Raw genomic sequence first — 15703 nt, 5'->3', positions numbered from 1 at the left:
ATATTTTGCATGGATGACCCCGGAACAACTGATAACGTTCGCCACCGTTGCCGAGCATGGCAATATCAGCCATGCGGCGTTGGCTTTGCACTTGTCGCAGCCGGCTGTCTCTGGCCAGCTCAAGCTGCTGCAGGACGCATTCGGCGAGCCTTTATACCAACGTGCCGGCCGCGGTGTGCGGCTTACCGCGGCCGGCGAGCAGCTGCTGGCCCATGCCGAACGCTTGCGCGAAACCTTTCGCCAGGCCCAGGCACTGCGCGACGCCATGCGCGGGCTGGAGCGCGGCACCTTGCGCATCGGCGCCAGCACTACGCCCGCCAGCTACCTGCTGCCTTACTTGATCGCCGACTTTCACGCGCAGTATCCCGAGGTGCAGGTAAGCACCTTGCACGGCAATACCGCAGAGATCGTGTCGGCGCTGGGCAGTGTCGACATTGCCCTGATCGAAGGCCCGCCCGGGCAGGAGTTGCCATTGGGCACCCGTGTGACGCCGTGGCGCGAGGACGAGATCGTCGCCATCGTGCCCAGCGGTCACCCGTTGGCCAACCAATCGCGCCAGACACTGGAGGCCCTGGGCAGCTTCCCGTTGGTGCTGCGTGAAAGCGGCTCCGGGGTTCGGCAGGTTGTCGAGCGGGCGTTCGCGCGCAGTGGCGTGGCCATGCGCGTAGCATTAGAAATCGCCGGCGTCGAAGGGGTGAAGGAGGCGGTGCGGGCAGGGATGGGCATCGGTTTCGTTTCGGCGATGTCGATCAGGCATGAGGGGGGCGCCTTGCAGCGCTTGCACATTGGCCCACAGCCGTTGGTCAGGCATTTTTCCATTCTGCTGCCACACGCGGCCACGCCGTCGCGGGCGGCGGCGCGGTTCATGTCGCTGTGTACGTGACACTCATATTGTGACGGTTGCTTGAAGGTGCCTGAGTTGGCAGTCAGACTGATGTCTTCGAGACGGGATTGCTGAACGGCTGGATGCGACCGCGCTGTAGGGGTTAACGGCCAGGGCGTTCCCTCCGCCCTGGCCTGTGAGGATCAGCGATCGTCCTTGTTCATGCCGCTGTCTTCTTCGTCATCGAGTTGTGGGTCGGAATCCATACCTTTCTCAACATCGGTGTCGGCGCGGCTACCAGAGCCATGGCCGCCGGTTGCTCCTTGCTGTGCACCACCCCCTGAACGCTGCGGATCGTTTTCCCACTTGTCATCGGGCATCTGGCCGCCTTGACGTCCCTCTTCCCATGCTTTGTTCGGGTCGTTGGAAACCTGATCCGGGTTGTGTTGGGGAGTGCCGCCTTGTTGTCCACTTTTGCCTTGATCGTTAGCCATGATCTTGCACCTCGTGAATTCACACAGAAAAGGCTGTGTTTAATTCCGACGCTGGGTGCAAGGCACTCGCTCCCTCTACTTTCGTATTAACCGACGGGGTGCGCGAATGAATGTGAAGCTAGATGTATTGCGCCGTAAAAGCCGCTGCCAATAGGCCGGGCGGTGGACATGAGCGTGTTCAGGCGACGTTGAAGACATGCCTCAGGTACGCCACGAAGTTCTCATCGCGGCATTGAGTCTTGCTGGGTCTTCACTGATCCTGGCCCCAGGGGGGGCGCTCTTGCTCTCGCTTGCTCCGAAGTGGAGGTTTTTCATAGAGCTCCTTCATCCGTGTTAAACGCATTCACCCACCTCAAGCCAAAGGGTGCGACGTCGACGGGGAGTGAGCCTAGGCGTCACGCGGGCCCAGAAAGGCAGCGTGAGACTGTGTCAACAATCTCATAGGCCCGTAGCGGCCACCGTGCCTACTCAGGTTCAAATTCAAGCGCTAGAAGCCGAGCATGACCTTGGCTTCTAGCGCGAGTCTCCGCAGCCTGGTTGAAGTTGGATTAGGCCTCAGCAACTGCCTCCTGCAGGTGTGTGTAGCTATCGACGAAACGTTTGTACTTGTGCGCGCCACTCGTATAGGGCGAGTATTTTTTCGGAGATGTATCGCTGATACAGGTCGGCACCACGTCGACTACCGCATCGAAGTCAAGATCAATGAAAAATGGCACGGAGTAACGATCCACGCCGCTGGTGTTGATGACCCGGTGCATGGTGGAGATGTAGCGATCATTGGTAAACGTTTGAACCAGATCACCAATGTTAACGATGAAGGTATCGGGTACGGGGGGAGCGCTGACCCACTCGCCATCCCGGTTCTGAACCTGCAAACCACCGTTTTCATCCTGCGACAAAATGGTCAGGAAACCGTAGTCGGTATGCGCCCCAATGCCTATTTCTTTTGAGGTGATTTGTCCAAATTGCGGCGGATAATGTAGCAGTCGCTGAATTGTAATAGGTTTTTGTTGCAGCTTCTGGAAATAGTCGGCTGGCAGGCCAAGACTAAGAGCAATGGCGCTGATGAGCTTGCGTGCCAGTTTTAGCATCTCCGCATGATAGCGCTCCATGACTTCCGTAAATTCTCGGGGTGACTCGGGCATGAGGTTCGGCCCGAAGAATGGAGATACACGCTCTTCGGACTGAGCAAAATCGAAGCACTCTTTGAAGTCTTTAGTGTTCTTAGGGTCGACGTTCTCCCCATACATGGGAATGTAGCCGCGTAAGGTCGGCCCGGACTTCACGATATTTAGCTGGTTTTTGACGTCGAAGGGCTGTGTGAAAAACGCTCTTGAAAGTCGGTATACGTCCTTGACCAGTGATGAGGGCACGCCATGATTTCTGATGTACAGAAAGCCTACCTTTTCACATATATCGCCGATTTGGCGCGCGACCAAGTTAACGTCGCTGCCGTCGAGCAAAGGCGCTATGTCAACGATAGGAATCTCATGAAACGAAGTAGATTTGCTGGTCAGGCAGCTTTCGACAGATTGCGTCACGGTCTCAACCTCATTCAAGCGGGATGGATTTGACCTTTAGCTTCCACTCAAGCGTGACGACGAGCTATAACAAACACGAAGAAATTTATAATTTTTTATCGCTGCGCAAGCGAGTCGGGGAGGCGCCATAGGCTTCCCGGAAGCGCTTGGTGAAGTAGCTCTGCGAAGCAAAACCGGTTGCCTGAGCAATATTGGCAATCGCAAGCGACGTGTCTTCGATCATCGTTCTGGCATACCGCAGGCGCATCTGTAGATAATAGTTGATCGGTGTCGTGTTCTCGTGGGTACGGAAAGCGTGCTCCAGGGTCCTCACAGTGGCACCGATCTTGTGCGCTATCGCCTCAATGGTAAGAGGCGTCTCAATATTGGCTTCCATTATTTCGATGGCCGAGCCAAGGCAAGGTGACTTCATCCTCAGTTCAAGATAACGGCGTGCTGCCTGCACTTCATCGTGGCTTCTTATTCTATCCTGAGAGAACTGTCGGGACACGCTAAGAGCGAAATCGGCACCGTGATCCTGGCCGATGACGTACAGCAACATATCCAGAGCCGTGGTGCCACCCTGACAAGTGAAAACGCCATCATGCACGGTAAAGATACTCTCTGAAACTGTGATGGATGGGTAGAGTTCCTTGAAGGCTGACATCTGTTCACTGAATAAGGTACAAGGGCCACTTCGCAATAGCCCAGCTTTGGCCAAAATAAAACTACCGCTGGAGAGCGATGCCAGCCTGCAGCCGTTTTTTTTCAGCGTCCGCAATTTTGCCAGGATTTTAGGATTGTCATAGTTTGCCGCTTTCTTGTAGGCACATATAAATAACAGATTGCATTCACCCAGTGCTTCGAGCCCGCCCGTAACTCTGATCGGAATGTGATTTGAGGTAAGTACCTCGTTACTATTGGGGTCGACGTCACCGCTGTAGACCTGGTAGTCGTAAGCAGCGTAGCCCAATAGAAGGTTGGATACGCTGAGCGCCTCGACCGCCAGTGCGAATGAAGTCAGGGCGAAACCTGGGAGCAGAATAAAGCCAACTCGCCTGACGAGGGGCTGGGCTTGCGGTTTGTGCATGTGAGAAAAATCTCTGGCGTGGTGTTCTAATCAAGTAGAGGCTATTCTGCATGCCATTGTTGCTGGCTATACGCCGGATTGACAGTACTGCAAACATTGCATCCCAGCAAGGTTTTTACCTGTGCTGGAGTGATAAGGGGTTAGCGGGCCGATCACACCACTGGATCAGATCCCGGGCGCTTGGCTTTTCTCTACCTTACACCTCACGCGTCGATGCGAGAGCCTGGTTGCGGGTGTTCTAGCGCTACTGCGTAAATGCGTCACTGAACATAATGAATCGAGCAAGCGTTGTTCTAAAAAACCTCCGGCACCCACAAGCATTATATGCATAACCCAATCGCATCCTTTATGCGTGGAAAATGTTGCTGTATTGGGGCACGCAGTCATCCGTAATCTAGTGCGCCAGGCGTGGGGTCTGACTTTCACAGCAATAACGGAGGTTACGATGACAGGCTTCAACTTTTCCGATGTCAATCTCGCGGTCACCACGCCGTTCAATGCCCAAGGCAAAATCGACTACTCACGATTTGAACTTCTCATTGAGCGGTACGTGGCAGCCGGTGTGCATGGCTTCGTGCTGAGCTCCGGAACCGGGATGCATGTGTATCTCAGCAAGGAAGAGTCCAAGGAACTGGTGGCTTTTGGCGCTAAGGTCATAAACGGTCGTGCTCGCGTGATCGCTCAGACCTCCGCGCTAATGGCTGATGAAGTCGTGGAGCGCACCCGTCATGCCAGAGATTGCGGAGCGGATGGCGTTATGGTACTTCCACCTTTCTTCGAAGGCCCGACCGATGATCAGGGCATTATCGACTTCTACGCTACCGTTTCCGAGGCTGGGCTACCGGTCATTGGCTACAACGTTCCGCAGGTTGTGGGTGTGAAGGTCACTCCATCTCTTTTCCAGCAACTGAGCCAAATCCCTAACTTCGTATCGGTGAAAGACAGTAGCGGTGACCTGACGGATCAAGCCGCGCTCGTTCGTACCGGCTTGCCAACCCTGAACGGCGCAGACCCGCTTACTCCCTTCGCGTTATTTGCCGGCGCCGCCGGGTTGATCTGGGGCGGGGCCAACATGGCTCCGAAAGCATGCGTCGATCTGGCAAATGCTGCCGCTCTAAAGCAGTGGGAAAACGTACGAGCGATCTGGCAGTCGCTGGCTCCTGTCATGTCGCTCATTTGGCAGGGTGACTACGTTCAGTCCGTTTATGCAGGCGCAGAAATCATGGGGTATGGTGCAGGCAATCCACGCCGTCCGCTTGCCCGTCTGGCCGCTGAAAAGTTGGGTCCACTGCGTGACGCATTAGCGCCTCTGATCGAGTACGAGGCCGCCGCCTCCTCTTAGCTGGAGAGGACAACGCGTTATTGCTTCAAATGACACAGAACAGGGGTAGCCCTGGTTCACTTTCTGCCGCACCTTCATGTCAGCCGAGTGGGAAAGAAAAGACGGCTTTAACCTCAAGCCAATTTCAAGCGCAAGCACCTCTGTTATCCCGTTGAGTTTTCTGCCAATGTTCGTTGCGGCGCAGGTCTGAGCGTCGAATCATGTCGGGACGTTGCATGACAAAAACAGAAGATGGGAGCACTTCCCGGGGCTACCGACGGATCATTCCGTCGATGACCGCGCTTTTAGAGTTTGAAGCGGTTGCCCGTAACAGCAGCATCACCTTGGCCGCTCGGGAATTGGGAGTGACTCAAGCCGCAGTAAGCAAACAGATCCGGATCCTTGAGGAAAACATTGGCGTACAGCTGTTTCAACGTCTGCATCGCGGCGTGCGGATGACCAGTGAGGGGCAGACGTTGTTTACGGTGATGTCTGAATCGCTGCAGAAGGTTGCGGCGGTATTTGATCGTCTCTCCGAGGGTAATGATGAGCAGCAATTAGTGCTCAGCACCACCGCGACTTTTTCGCACCTGCGCGTTATGCCTCGTTTGAACAGCCTCCAAGCGGCCATGCCTCATATACGCTTGCGGCTTGCCACGCAGATGTTCACCGGAGATCTGCGCAGCCATGATGTTGATTTGATGGTGCGGTATGGCAATGGCAAGTGGGTGGACGGGAGCGCCTTGCATCTGTTTGACGAAGAGGTCTTTCCGGTGTGCTCCCCGGCCTGGCTTGCTCGACATTCAGTGCCGTCCACTGTGGAGGAACTCTACGATGCTGATCTGCTCGATGCGGAGGCCACTACCGAGGGGTGGATGACATGGCCAACATGGTTCCGCGCCCTGGGTGCAAATCCTCCCAAGCTTCATTATCGACTGCACTGCCAGCTGTACACCGATACGATTCAAGCAGCACTTCACGGGCATGGGGTTGCACTGGGCTGGGGGCGAATGCTTGATCATCTGTTGGCGTCGGGCGAATTGGTACGGTTGACGGATCTTGTGATAAAGCCCAACGAAGCATACTACTTGGTAGTACCCAAGGGGCGGGAGACCACCAGAACGATCATCGGGCTCGCAGAATGGTTGCGCAGCTAGCAACCACCTGGATCGTTTGTCGGTCAGGGTTGCTTACTTTGTCGGTCAGGGTTGCTTACTGCTGCCTGCGAGGCGTGTGAATGATCTGCGGGTAAAAGGCTCTACGGCAGGCGTCGCAGAGCCTCACGGCTAGTCGTCCAGGAAGCTACTATCGAAAGGATAGTGCGTCAGGAGTTCGTAGCCGGTTTCTGTCACCAATAGCTGGTTCTCCAATTTGATACCGTCGCGTCCGCCGACCTCTCCGATATAAGCCTCGACGCAAAGCGCCATGCCGGGTTCAAGCATTCCTTCGTAACCGTAGGAGTCCAGATCTTCGGGATAACGAATGCATGGATATTCATCACAGAGCCCGACGCCATGAAACATGACCCCGTAACGCTGCTCTCGGCATGACTCGGGAAGTCGGTGGCCGTTAGCGGTAAGCTCGGTGAATTTGACGCCCGGCTTGATCATCTCGATGTTATGACAGATGTGCTCATGGGCGATTCGATACAACCTTTTTTGTTCAGCGGTTGGTGTCAGGCCCCCGCAGATCCAGCTGCGTGACATGTCGACACACATCCCGTACACCCCGATCAGGTCGGTGTCGAACGACAGCAGGTCACCATCGTTCAGCACTCGAGGCCCTGATTCTTGGAACCAGGGGTTGGTGCGCGGCCCCGAGCTGAGAATTCGAGTTTCGATCCATTCACCGCCGCGACGTATATTGCCTGCATGAAGGACCGCCCATACATCGTTCTCTGTCATTCCAGCGCGCATTGCCTGTTGCATTTCCGCTACCGCGGCTTCGCAAGAGGCCACTGCGCAGCGCATGGCTTTGATTTCATCCGGTCCCTTGATCACCCGAGCGAGTTCAGTGACTTCCTGGCCGTTGAAGAGCTGTATCCCCAAGGCGTCCAATGCCCGGACGCCAGCTAATTCTATTCGGTCTACTGCGAGGCGGCGATTGGATCCGGCATGCTGACGTAAGATGTCGTCGAGTTGCATAGCAAAGCGTCGGGCATGCTGATCCGTGCGATTGCCTGTTTCAAAATAGAAGAAAGAGGCCCCGCTGCGAAGCTCGTTTACGAGCGGCAAATGGGCACTAAGATGATCACAGCCATGGAAGTCCCAGAGCACAACGTAGCCACTAGCGGCGATGAAGCAAGCGCGGGCTGGGTTGTGGGTCGTCCACAGCTGCATGTTTGTAGAGTCGGTGGCGTAACGGATATTGAGTGGGTCGAATAGCAGTATTCCCGCCAGGTCGCGCGCGACAAGCTGTTCACGAATGCGCTGAAGGCGGTATTCACGCATCGTCGGCAGATGCGGTGCCTCTAGGCCCAGCGCGCGCCATTCAGCAAACGCCAAAGGAGTGGGGCCGATCTCCGTTCGGTCGTTATCGTCGACCGAGCCATCTGCCTTCAGTGCTGCGGCGCATTGCCGAGCAGGGTCAATACGCCTTTTATCAGCAGAAATAGAAAAGGGTGCCGACATCACAGTCTCCAAGTAAGGCGTGATTTGCACGTGAACAATCAGGATTGACGTGGTGTAGAGGAAGCAGAAGGCAGCCAGGCTGCCTTCTGCTGTGTATCACTTGGCCGATTGTGTGGCGGCGGCTCGGGCAGCTTGAAGCCATTCGTCAAACTGTTGCCGGTGCTCGGCGATCCACTGGGTGGCATGGCCACGGATAGCTTCAGGACTTTTTTCGCCTTGCTGCATTTTCATGTTCTGAGCACTTTCATCCGCGGTACTAATACTCATGACAGACAAAAATTTCAGTGCTGCTGGATTTTCTTCAGCAAACTCTTTGTTCAGTACCGCACGCACGGTGTCTACCGCGAACCCGAGATTCTTACCGTTGTAGGTGGTGTTTACGTCATTGTTTCCGCCAGGAAGGTCAGTTTTTGGAACTTCCAGCCACACGACATCCTTATCTTCTACAAGGACGTTCGCAATCCATTGTGGTACCCATGTGAAATACAGGATCGGCTTCCCTTCTTTGTATCGAGTGATGGTGTCGGCCATCAGTGCGAAATAGGAGCCCTGATTGACATGAACAGTTTTCTGCAAGCCGTAGGCTTTCATTTGATGGTCAATGATAAGTTCGCAACCCCATCCTGGGTTACAGCCGGTGAGGTCTGCTTTTCCATCGCCATCAGCATCGAAGAGTTTTGCAATCTCGGGCTTCTTGAGGTCGGTGATGTATTTGATGTTGTGCGCTTGGGCCGTTTTTTTGTCAATAAGATAGCCTTGCAGAACACCAGGCATGATCTGGCCAGTTTTGACCATGACATCGTCGCCCCCGGCTTGCGTGTAAAACTTCTCGTGCAGCTTGTCCCAAAGATGCACGGTAAAATCAGCATCGCCGTTGGCTAGCGCCATCATCATAACGCCGTACTCGGTTTCCTTGGGTTCCTGAACGTTGTACCCTAATTCGCGCAAGCCTTGCGTGGCGATCTCGCCTCGAAAGCGCTCTTCAGCAATCGAAGGGAAAATGGGGGTGACTTTTACGCCTTCGCCGGGGGACGCAGGAGCAGCGTTGGCGCAGACCGCAGTACACCCGATCAACAGTGCAGTCACTGCGTGCAGGATGGGACGGGGAACAGTCATAGTGAACATTATGTACTCCAAGCCAGGAAATATATTTATCGTTCGTATCGCTTACGCGGGTTTGTGGCGCGGACTGGATTTACGTTTGAATAAAATTCGAACCACAAAGCCGATGGGCCCTGTTTGATACCACTTCAGGCTAGGGTCTGAATGTGTACGGTCTCCAATAGCTTGGGTGAGACGATCCAGGAAGATAGCCAGCAACACGAGGCCAACGCCGCCTACGGTGGCGAGGCCCATGTCGAGTCGACCTATACCTCTTAATACCATTTGCCCTAAACCACCCACCGAAATCATGGACGCGATCACTACCATCGAAAGGGATAGCATAAGTGTCTGATTAAGCCCGGCCATGATGGTGGAGGTGGCCAAAGGAAGCTGAACTCGAACCAGCATTTGATGCGGAGTACAGCCGAACGCGCGTGCTGCTTCGATTTTGTCGTCGGGAACCTGGCGAATACCCAGGTTCGTCAGGCGCACTAGCGGCGGCAAAGCGAATACGATGGTGACCAAAACACCAGGAACGTTACCGATGCCAAACAACATCACCACGGGCACGAGATAAACGAAAGCAGGCAAGGTTTGCATAGCGTCGAGCAGCGGCCTGACGACGCGTTCAAGTCGGTCGCTTCGGGCACACACTATCCCAAGCGGAATCCCAATAACCGCACAAAAAAATACCGAAGTCAGGACGAGGGCGAGGGTCGTCATTGACTCCGACCACACACCGATGAGTCCCAGTAACGTAAGGGTAATAAAGCAAAGTAAAGCCATCCGCTGGCCTGCCAGTTGCCAGCCAAGAAGACTGGACAGGATAATGCCGATGGATGGGGGTATGCTCTGCAGGCACCATTCAATAGCGTTCAGAACATTATCGATTGGCCATCGAATGGCCCTGAAAAAATCCCTGAAATTGTGCACAAGAAAGTTTAGCGTGCTGGTGACCCAGTCACCCAAGGGAATAACAGTGGTCTGGAAGGGGTCCAGAAAACTAAAGTCAGACATTTCGACAGTCCTCATAACGCATTTCGCAGTTGCGGCATTTGCGAGCTTACAGTTTTGATCGATTAACTCAGTGGCTGCCCAAAGTCTGCAGGAGCTGATTTTTGGAGAGCGTTCCCTTCAAGAATCCATTTCGATCCAGAACCGGGACGGGGTAGGGTAATGTTGCCGCGATACTTAGCACCTCATGCAAAGGTGTGTCCAAATACACGGGCTGCTGCTCATGCTGGGAATAGTGGTTTGTTGACCTGTCAGCGTCTACCACGCTTACCAGCTGCCCTTGATCATTCAGCAGGTACCCGAAATCAATACCTGGCTTGAATGCCTTGGCGTCTTCGACGTGGCAGGTTGAATCAGGATCAAAGCGCGCCAGGTCACCAGCCTTAAGGATCTTAGAGCTGTCGAAACCTTTAAAAAACGTTCTCACATAGTCGTTGGCTGGCTGACTGATAAGTTCTTGTGGTGTGCCAATTTGCACGACCCGTCCGCCTTCCATGATTGCGATACGATGCCCAATTCGAATCGCTTCTTCGATGTCATGAGAAATGAAAATGATCGTGCGCTTCTGCTCAGCCTGCAGTTTAATCAGTTCACCTTGCATCTCACTACGAATAAGCGGGTCGAGTGCTGAAAAGGCTTCGTCCATCAAGAGGATCGTTGGATCGTTAGCCAGTGCGCGCGCTAAGCCCACACGTTGTTGCATACCGCCGGAGAGCTGATGAGGATAACTGTGTTCTTGCCCCGACAGTCCAACCTGTTGAAGGGCCTCTCGAGCGCGCCTCTGCCGCTCTGATTCATTGACACCAGCGATTTCCAGACCAAAAGCGGTGTTTTCGAGGACACTCATGTGGGGCATCAAGGCAAAGGACTGGAAGACCATGCCCATTTCTTTACGACGTACATCCAAAAGCTCTTTGTCGGTAAGCCCGGTGATTTCACGGCCATTCAGATAAATCTTGCCAGCAGTAGGTTCGATGAGACGATTGAATAGCCTAACCATTGTGGATTTGCCAGATCCTGACAGGCCCATGATTACAAATATCTCACCGCGCTTTACTGAAAATGTAGCGTCAAATACGCCGATAACTTGGCCCGTTTTCTCGAAAATTTCTTTCTTACTAAGTCCGGCTTGGACCATTTGCATAGCTTCAGCCGGATGTGATCCGAATACCTTATAGATATTCCTGATCAAAAGGATTTCGTCGGTAGTGGTCATGACTTCCCTCCTAATATTGTTTTAGGGATACGGTGGCTTCGCGAGTCGAAGAACGTATTGATCTTGGGAGGCAGTACCAAAAGGGTGGCTTATACATGGCGGCGTCCTGGGTTTTTTATTGTTGTGGCCCCAGATGGGCTTGCCTAGAATTTATGCGCATCCGGCCTCGACGACCATCAACATTTATCGGTCGTAATGCATAACGTGGGGTTATCTCTGGTTGGGCGGGTTTTCATAAGGATAGCAGCAGACGTCTACGGCAACCGTTTGCCACCGTATCGATTGGCGCAGAGCGGCCGAAGTCGGAAGGGGCCCGCCACCACCTGCGTGGGGCGGGGCGGGCAGGGTGCTGCTCCATGGGAGTTACACCGGTGCTGCACGTTGAAAAAGCGTAGGTGCTCACGCGGCAAGGATGCCTTACTGTTTAGACTTCTATTGCCTGACTAGGATGCCGGTCGACACTGGGAGCGGAGGTTTCGCTGAGTAGCTTGCCCTTGGTCTCAGGTGCGAGGAAATAAGTGACGATCGCACCGAAGAGACTGACGCCAGCGGCGATCAGCACAGTAGTCGTGACCCCGTAGGTTTCAATGCTGATCGGCAGCAAGAAGGTGCCTGCGGCCGCGCCGACGCGTGAAGCAGCCGTAGCGAAGCCGACACCAACACCGCGAATTTCAGTAGGGAATACTTCGCCGGGATAGACGCCGGTGAGGGTTGTCGAAACAGCGTTCGCCAGAGAGAAGATCAAGAAGCAGACGACTGTTACTACTGGCGACACGTTCCAGAAGAAGGCCACGATGAACAGGGCGATAGTCGCGACGACGAAAGGTGGAATCGCCAGTTTTCGCCGTCCCACTTTTTCAATCAGGCCCACCGCAATCAAAGTGCCGGCTACGGCGATCGCGTTGATAGCGAGCCCGCCCGTGAGGCCGTCTTCAAGGCCTAAGTGCTCCAGTACGGTTGGTACGAAGGTACCGATCGCGAAGTAGGGCGTGACAAGGCAAATCCAGAAAACCGAAACGAAGATCGTGGCCTTGGCGTATTCCGAAGAAAACAAGCTGGTAAATCCAAGCTTCTTACCTATGTATTTCGTTCCCAAGTCCGCTCGTTCATCGGGTGACATGTACTCTTCGGCAAGCGCGAGGGCCTCTTCTGTTCGTCCTTTGCTCATCAACCAGCGCGGAGACTCTGGTGTACCCAGTCGAGCAAGCAGAACGATTACGGTGGGGATCGTGCTCAGCCCCAGAATGACGTTCCAGTTGGCAGTATCAGAGATCGTAAGGGCCCATCCGATGGCATACGAAGCAAGATAGCCCACGTACCAGCCGACCTCTTGAATGCAGAGCAGCTTGCCCCGCAGCCTAGCGGGCGCGAACTCGGCCAACAGGGGCCAGCCGATGGCGTAGTCAGCCCCGATGGCCACGCCCATGAGAAGCCGTACTGCAAAAAGCTGCCAAGCTTCAGTGACGAAGAATTGCAAGACGGACCCCACCAGAAAGATCGCGAGGTCAATCGTGAACATCGGTTTCCGGCCTATTTTGTCTGCAAAATAGCCTCCCAGTGGGCCACCTAAAAAGATGCCAATGAGCGCGGAGGCCCCTATCAGGCCTTGCCAGGCGAGTGAAAGCTCCAGGTCATTGGTAATCGCCGGCATGACGATGCCGATGGATCCAAGGATAAAGCCATCAATCAGCATGCCGCCTGCAATGAGTGTGGTAAGTTTTATGATGAACTTGCGCTGTTTCTCGGACATAGCCTTCACAGGCTGTGCTGCGTGCTTGGACAAAACTACCTCTCCACATTGTTTTTATCGTTGGATAATTTGAGCCCGGCTGCTTCAACCGACAGTTAGGATTTCACGCGCGTGGGATGTTCGACGCGACGGTCGAACGGCGATGCCTTATTCACCCCCAACGGTCGCAAGCAAGGTCGCGCCAGACAAGTTGGGTAAGGGTCACGCCTGTGACAGGCCGTGACCCTTGAGGTGCCGATCTCCGTCAGAACAGCACCGGTACTGCTCTTTTATGAAGCGTTAATCCAAATGGTTTTGAGCTCGGTGTACTGGTCGTGGGCCCAGATGGACTTGTCGCGTCCGCCAAATCCAGACTCCTTGTAGCCACCGAACGGCGTGCTCACATCACCTTCACCGAAGCAGTTGACGGTCACAACTCCCGCACGGATTTCACGCGACAAGCGCAGCGCGTTGCGCAGGCTGCCGGTGTAAGCCGAGGCGGCGAGACCGTAAACAGTGTCGTTGGCCAGTTCGATTGCCTCGTCTATGGTCTCGAAGCTGGTCACGCTCAGCACCGGGCCAAAGATTTCCTCGACGAACAGCTTGTTGTCACGGCTGACGTTGTCGACGATGGTGGGCTGCACAAATACGCCATCCTCGGTCTCACCACCTTGAACGATGCTGAGTTTCTGCGCAGCGGCGTATTCCAGGTACGACTTGACCTTCTCGAAATGTGCTTGGCTGACCATCGCGCCCAGACGGTTTTCCGGGTCGAGCGGATCGCCCAGCTTCCAGTCTTTCAAATGCTTGGCGATGAGGCCCAGCAGCTCATCCTTGACGTCTTTGTGTACGATCAGGCGCGACGAAGCCGAGCAGTTTTCACCCATGTTCCAGAACGCACCGGCGGTTACGAACTGGGCCACTTCGTCGAGGTCTTCGCAGTCGTTCATGACCACGGCGGGATTCTTGCCTCCCAGCTCCAGGACGATGCGCTTGAGGTTGGACTCGGCAGCGTATTTCAGGAACAGGCGGCCGGTCTCGGTCGAGCCGGTGAAGCTGACCATCGGGATGTCCATATGGCGGCCAATGGCCTCGCCGACTTCACGGCCACCGCCAGGTACCAGGTTGAACACGCCTGCAGGGATACCCGCCTCATGGGCAAGTTCCGCCACGCGCAGGGCGCTGAGTGTGGTTTCCTTGGCCGGCTTGACCACGATCGAGCAACCTGCGGCCAGCGATGGCGCAATTTTCCAGGCCAGCATCAGCAGCGGGAAGTTCCACGGCAGCACCAAGCCGACGACGCCGATGGCTTCACGCACCACCATTGTCACGGCCGCGTTGCCTGTCGGAGCGGTGGCATCGTAGATCTTGTCTATCAGCTCGGCGTGCCAGCGGATAGTGTGGATGGTTTCTGGCACATCAACGGTCTGGCACTCGCTGACCGGCTTGCCGCTGTCCAGCGCTTCCAGCACGGCCAACTCGTGGGCGTTGTCTTCCAGCAGTTGGGCGAACTTCTGCAGTACATGCTTGCGGTCGTTCGGCTGCATCTTCGACCAAGTGCCCTCTTCGAACACACGCTTGGCGGCGGCCACGGCAACGTCCACATCGTTGACATCGCAGGCCGCGACTTCGGCCAGCTGCTTGCCGGTGGCTGGGTTAGTCGTGACGAAAGTCTTGCCCGAGATGGCGTCGCGGAACTCACCGTCGATAAACGCGCGGGTGCGCAGTTGCAGGTCGGCGGCGATGGCCGCGTATTGTTCTTTGCTCAGCAATTCAGCCATTGTTCCAGCCTCCTTATTTGATCTGGGCGATGGTGGCCTTCAGTTCGGTGACCACGCGTTTGAGCTCTGCCTTCTCGGCGTCATCTAGGTCGTACAGCGGCTTACGCACGCCGCCGGTCTTCAGGCCGTTGAGGGCAACGCCGTTCTTGATCGCTTGAACGAACTTACCGCCTTCGAGGAAGTCCATCAGTGGCATCATCGCCGCCATGATCTTGCGGCCTTTGTCGAAGTTCTTCTCGATCACGCAGGCTTCGTACAGTGCCACGTGCTCGCGTGGGATGAAGTTGGACCCGGCGCAGACCCAGCTCTTGGCACCCCAGGCGAAGAACTCAAGGGCCTGGTCGTCCCAGCCGCAGGACAGCTGGATGTTCGGGTGCTTAATGGCCAGTCGATGCAACTGGGCCATGTCTCCGGAACTTTCCTTGATAGCGACGATGTTCTTCACGTCGGCCACGGCGTCGAAAAACTCTTCACCCATGCTCACACTCATGCGGCCCGGGTAGTTGTAGAGCATGATCGGCAGGCCGGCAGCAGCGTCGACGGCTTTTACGTGCAGGGCGATTTCCTGCTGGGTCGGCAGCGCGTAGGGCGGTGTACCGACCAGCAGCGCGTCGGCCTTGATTTCCTTGGCATGCTGGGCAAAGGCCACGGCATCTTCGGTGCGGATCCCTCCGGTGCCGACGATCAGCGGCAGGCGGCCATTGAGTACGTCCTTGGCCTGGGCGGCCAGCTCAACTCGCTCTTGAGGGGTGTGCGCGTAGTATTCGCCTGTGGAACCGCCGATAATGATGCCGTGAACCTTCGAATCGACCAAGTACTCAAGTACTGCAGCGAACGCCACCTTATCGATCGAGCCATCAGCAGCGAGAGGGGTCACTGCAGGAGTGTAGATGCCTTCGAATTTCATGATGCTGCTCCGATTGTTATCACCATAAAACACTCAATACCGGGCTCACCGCCAGGCATTGATTTAATTAGCCA

13 protein-coding genes and 1 pseudogene are annotated in these 15703 nt (G+C 55.3%); 3 read left to right on the top strand and 11 right to left on the bottom strand.

Features of this window, described 5'->3' with window-relative positions; all coding sequences use genetic code 11:
* Positions 1-13: 13 nt before the first annotated feature.
* Positions 14-883: a LysR family transcriptional regulator gene (locus ACIPZC_RS04300; protein WP_400625062.1), complete on the top strand. Its 870-nt coding sequence runs from the start codon at positions 14-16 to the stop codon at positions 881-883.
* A 143-nt stretch (positions 884-1026) separates the two neighbouring features.
* Here ACIPZC_RS04300 and ACIPZC_RS04295 read toward each other — a convergent pair whose 3' ends face one another.
* The 4 genes and pseudogenes from ACIPZC_RS04295 to ACIPZC_RS04280 all read right to left on the bottom strand — a co-directional run bounded on the left by ACIPZC_RS04295 (position 1027) and on the right by ACIPZC_RS04280 (position 3927).
* Positions 1027-1317, bottom strand: coding sequence for a stress-induced protein (locus ACIPZC_RS04295; RefSeq protein ID WP_267823269.1), 291 nt, complete (start codon positions 1315-1317; stop codon positions 1027-1029).
* A gap of 178 nt (positions 1318-1495) precedes the next feature.
* A pseudogene (locus ACIPZC_RS04290) lies at positions 1496-1564 on the bottom strand (hypothetical protein); the annotation flags it as partial.
* Between the two features lie 301 nt (positions 1565-1865).
* Complete coding sequence (locus tag ACIPZC_RS04285; protein ID WP_400625060.1) at positions 1866-2858, bottom strand: isopenicillin N synthase family dioxygenase; 993 nt, start codon at positions 2856-2858, stop codon at positions 1866-1868.
* Positions 2859-2943: 85 nt separating this feature from the next.
* Positions 2944-3927 (bottom strand): GlxA family transcriptional regulator, encoded by a 984-nt coding sequence (locus ACIPZC_RS04280; protein ID WP_400625058.1) that lies wholly within the window; start codon positions 3925-3927, stop codon positions 2944-2946.
* A gap of 445 nt (positions 3928-4372) precedes the next feature.
* Here ACIPZC_RS04280 and ACIPZC_RS04275 point away from each other — a divergent pair, with 445 nt between their 5' ends.
* On the top strand, positions 4373-5269 hold the full coding sequence (locus ACIPZC_RS04275; RefSeq protein ID WP_400625056.1) for a dihydrodipicolinate synthase family protein: 897 nt from the start codon (positions 4373-4375) through the stop codon (positions 5267-5269).
* A gap of 215 nt (positions 5270-5484) precedes the next feature.
* Positions 5485-6405 (top strand): LysR substrate-binding domain-containing protein, encoded by a 921-nt coding sequence (locus ACIPZC_RS04270; protein WP_400625054.1) that lies wholly within the window; start codon positions 5485-5487, stop codon positions 6403-6405.
* Positions 6406-6534: 129 nt separating this feature from the next.
* Here ACIPZC_RS04270 and dddP read toward each other — a convergent pair whose 3' ends face one another.
* The 7 genes from dddP to ACIPZC_RS04235 form a co-directional block, all read right to left on the bottom strand.
* Positions 6535-7878 carry a dimethylsulfonioproprionate lyase DddP gene (gene dddP, locus ACIPZC_RS04265; RefSeq protein WP_400625052.1) on the bottom strand — a complete coding sequence of 448 codons (1344 nt, stop codon included), beginning with the start codon at positions 7876-7878 and terminating at the stop codon, positions 6535-6537.
* A 96-nt stretch (positions 7879-7974) separates the two neighbouring features.
* The gene (gene proX / locus ACIPZC_RS04260; RefSeq protein WP_400625050.1) at positions 7975-9003 is read right to left on the bottom strand and encodes a glycine betaine/L-proline ABC transporter substrate-binding protein ProX; all 1029 of its coding nucleotides are present in this window, start codon (positions 9001-9003) and stop codon (positions 7975-7977) included.
* 42 nt (positions 9004-9045) lie between these two features.
* Entirely contained in the window at positions 9046-9999 is a 954-nt protein-coding gene (gene proW, locus ACIPZC_RS04255) for a glycine betaine/L-proline ABC transporter permease ProW (protein ID WP_400625048.1), read from the bottom strand.
* A 67-nt stretch (positions 10000-10066) separates the two neighbouring features.
* Positions 10067-11212, bottom strand: coding sequence for a glycine betaine/L-proline ABC transporter ATP-binding protein (locus tag ACIPZC_RS04250; RefSeq protein WP_400625046.1), 1146 nt, complete (start codon positions 11210-11212; stop codon positions 10067-10069).
* Between the two features lie 424 nt (positions 11213-11636).
* On the bottom strand, positions 11637-12995 hold the full coding sequence (locus ACIPZC_RS04245; RefSeq protein WP_400625044.1) for an MFS transporter: 1359 nt from the start codon (positions 12993-12995) through the stop codon (positions 11637-11639).
* Between the two features lie 236 nt (positions 12996-13231).
* Positions 13232-14722, bottom strand: coding sequence for an aldehyde dehydrogenase (locus ACIPZC_RS04240; RefSeq protein WP_400625042.1), 1491 nt, complete (start codon positions 14720-14722; stop codon positions 13232-13234).
* A 13-nt stretch (positions 14723-14735) separates the two neighbouring features.
* The gene (locus ACIPZC_RS04235; RefSeq protein ID WP_400625040.1) at positions 14736-15629 is read right to left on the bottom strand and encodes a dihydrodipicolinate synthase family protein; all 894 of its coding nucleotides are present in this window, start codon (positions 15627-15629) and stop codon (positions 14736-14738) included.
* Positions 15630-15703: the final 74 nt, after the last annotated feature.

The organism is Pseudomonas sp. NPDC089743, from assembly GCF_044748785.1.
GTDB classification, from domain to species: Bacteria; Pseudomonadota; Gammaproteobacteria; order Pseudomonadales; family Pseudomonadaceae; genus Aquipseudomonas; species Aquipseudomonas putida_X.
The sequence above is the reverse complement of the archived record's forward strand: the minus strand, read 5'-3'. Positions and strand labels throughout refer to the sequence as shown.

Coding starts and splice junctions, on each gene's coding strand:
- ACIPZC_RS04300 (WP_400625062.1), top strand. CDS start 14: ATGACCCCGGAACAACTGATAACGTTCGCCACCGTTGCCGAGCATGGC.
- ACIPZC_RS04295 (WP_267823269.1), bottom strand. CDS start 1,317: ATGGCTAACGATCAAGGCAAAAGTGGACAACAAGGCGGCACTCCCCAA.
- ACIPZC_RS04280 (WP_400625058.1), bottom strand. CDS start 3,927: ATGCACAAACCGCAAGCCCAGCCCCTCGTCAGGCGAGTTGGCTTTATT.
- ACIPZC_RS04275 (WP_400625056.1), top strand. CDS start 4,373: ATGACAGGCTTCAACTTTTCCGATGTCAATCTCGCGGTCACCACGCCG.
- ACIPZC_RS04270 (WP_400625054.1), top strand. CDS start 5,485: ATGACAAAAACAGAAGATGGGAGCACTTCCCGGGGCTACCGACGGATC.
- dddP (WP_400625052.1), bottom strand. CDS start 7,878: ATGTCGGCACCCTTTTCTATTTCTGCTGATAAAAGGCGTATTGACCCT.
- proX (WP_400625050.1), bottom strand. CDS start 9,003: ATGTTCACTATGACTGTTCCCCGTCCCATCCTGCACGCAGTGACTGCA.
- proW (WP_400625048.1), bottom strand. CDS start 9,999: ATGTCTGACTTTAGTTTTCTGGACCCCTTCCAGACCACTGTTATTCCC.
- ACIPZC_RS04250 (WP_400625046.1), bottom strand. CDS start 11,212: ATGACCACTACCGACGAAATCCTTTTGATCAGGAATATCTATAAGGTA.
- ACIPZC_RS04240 (WP_400625042.1), bottom strand. CDS start 14,722: ATGGCTGAATTGCTGAGCAAAGAACAATACGCGGCCATCGCCGCCGAC.
- ACIPZC_RS04235 (WP_400625040.1), bottom strand. CDS start 15,629: ATGAAATTCGAAGGCATCTACACTCCTGCAGTGACCCCTCTCGCTGCT.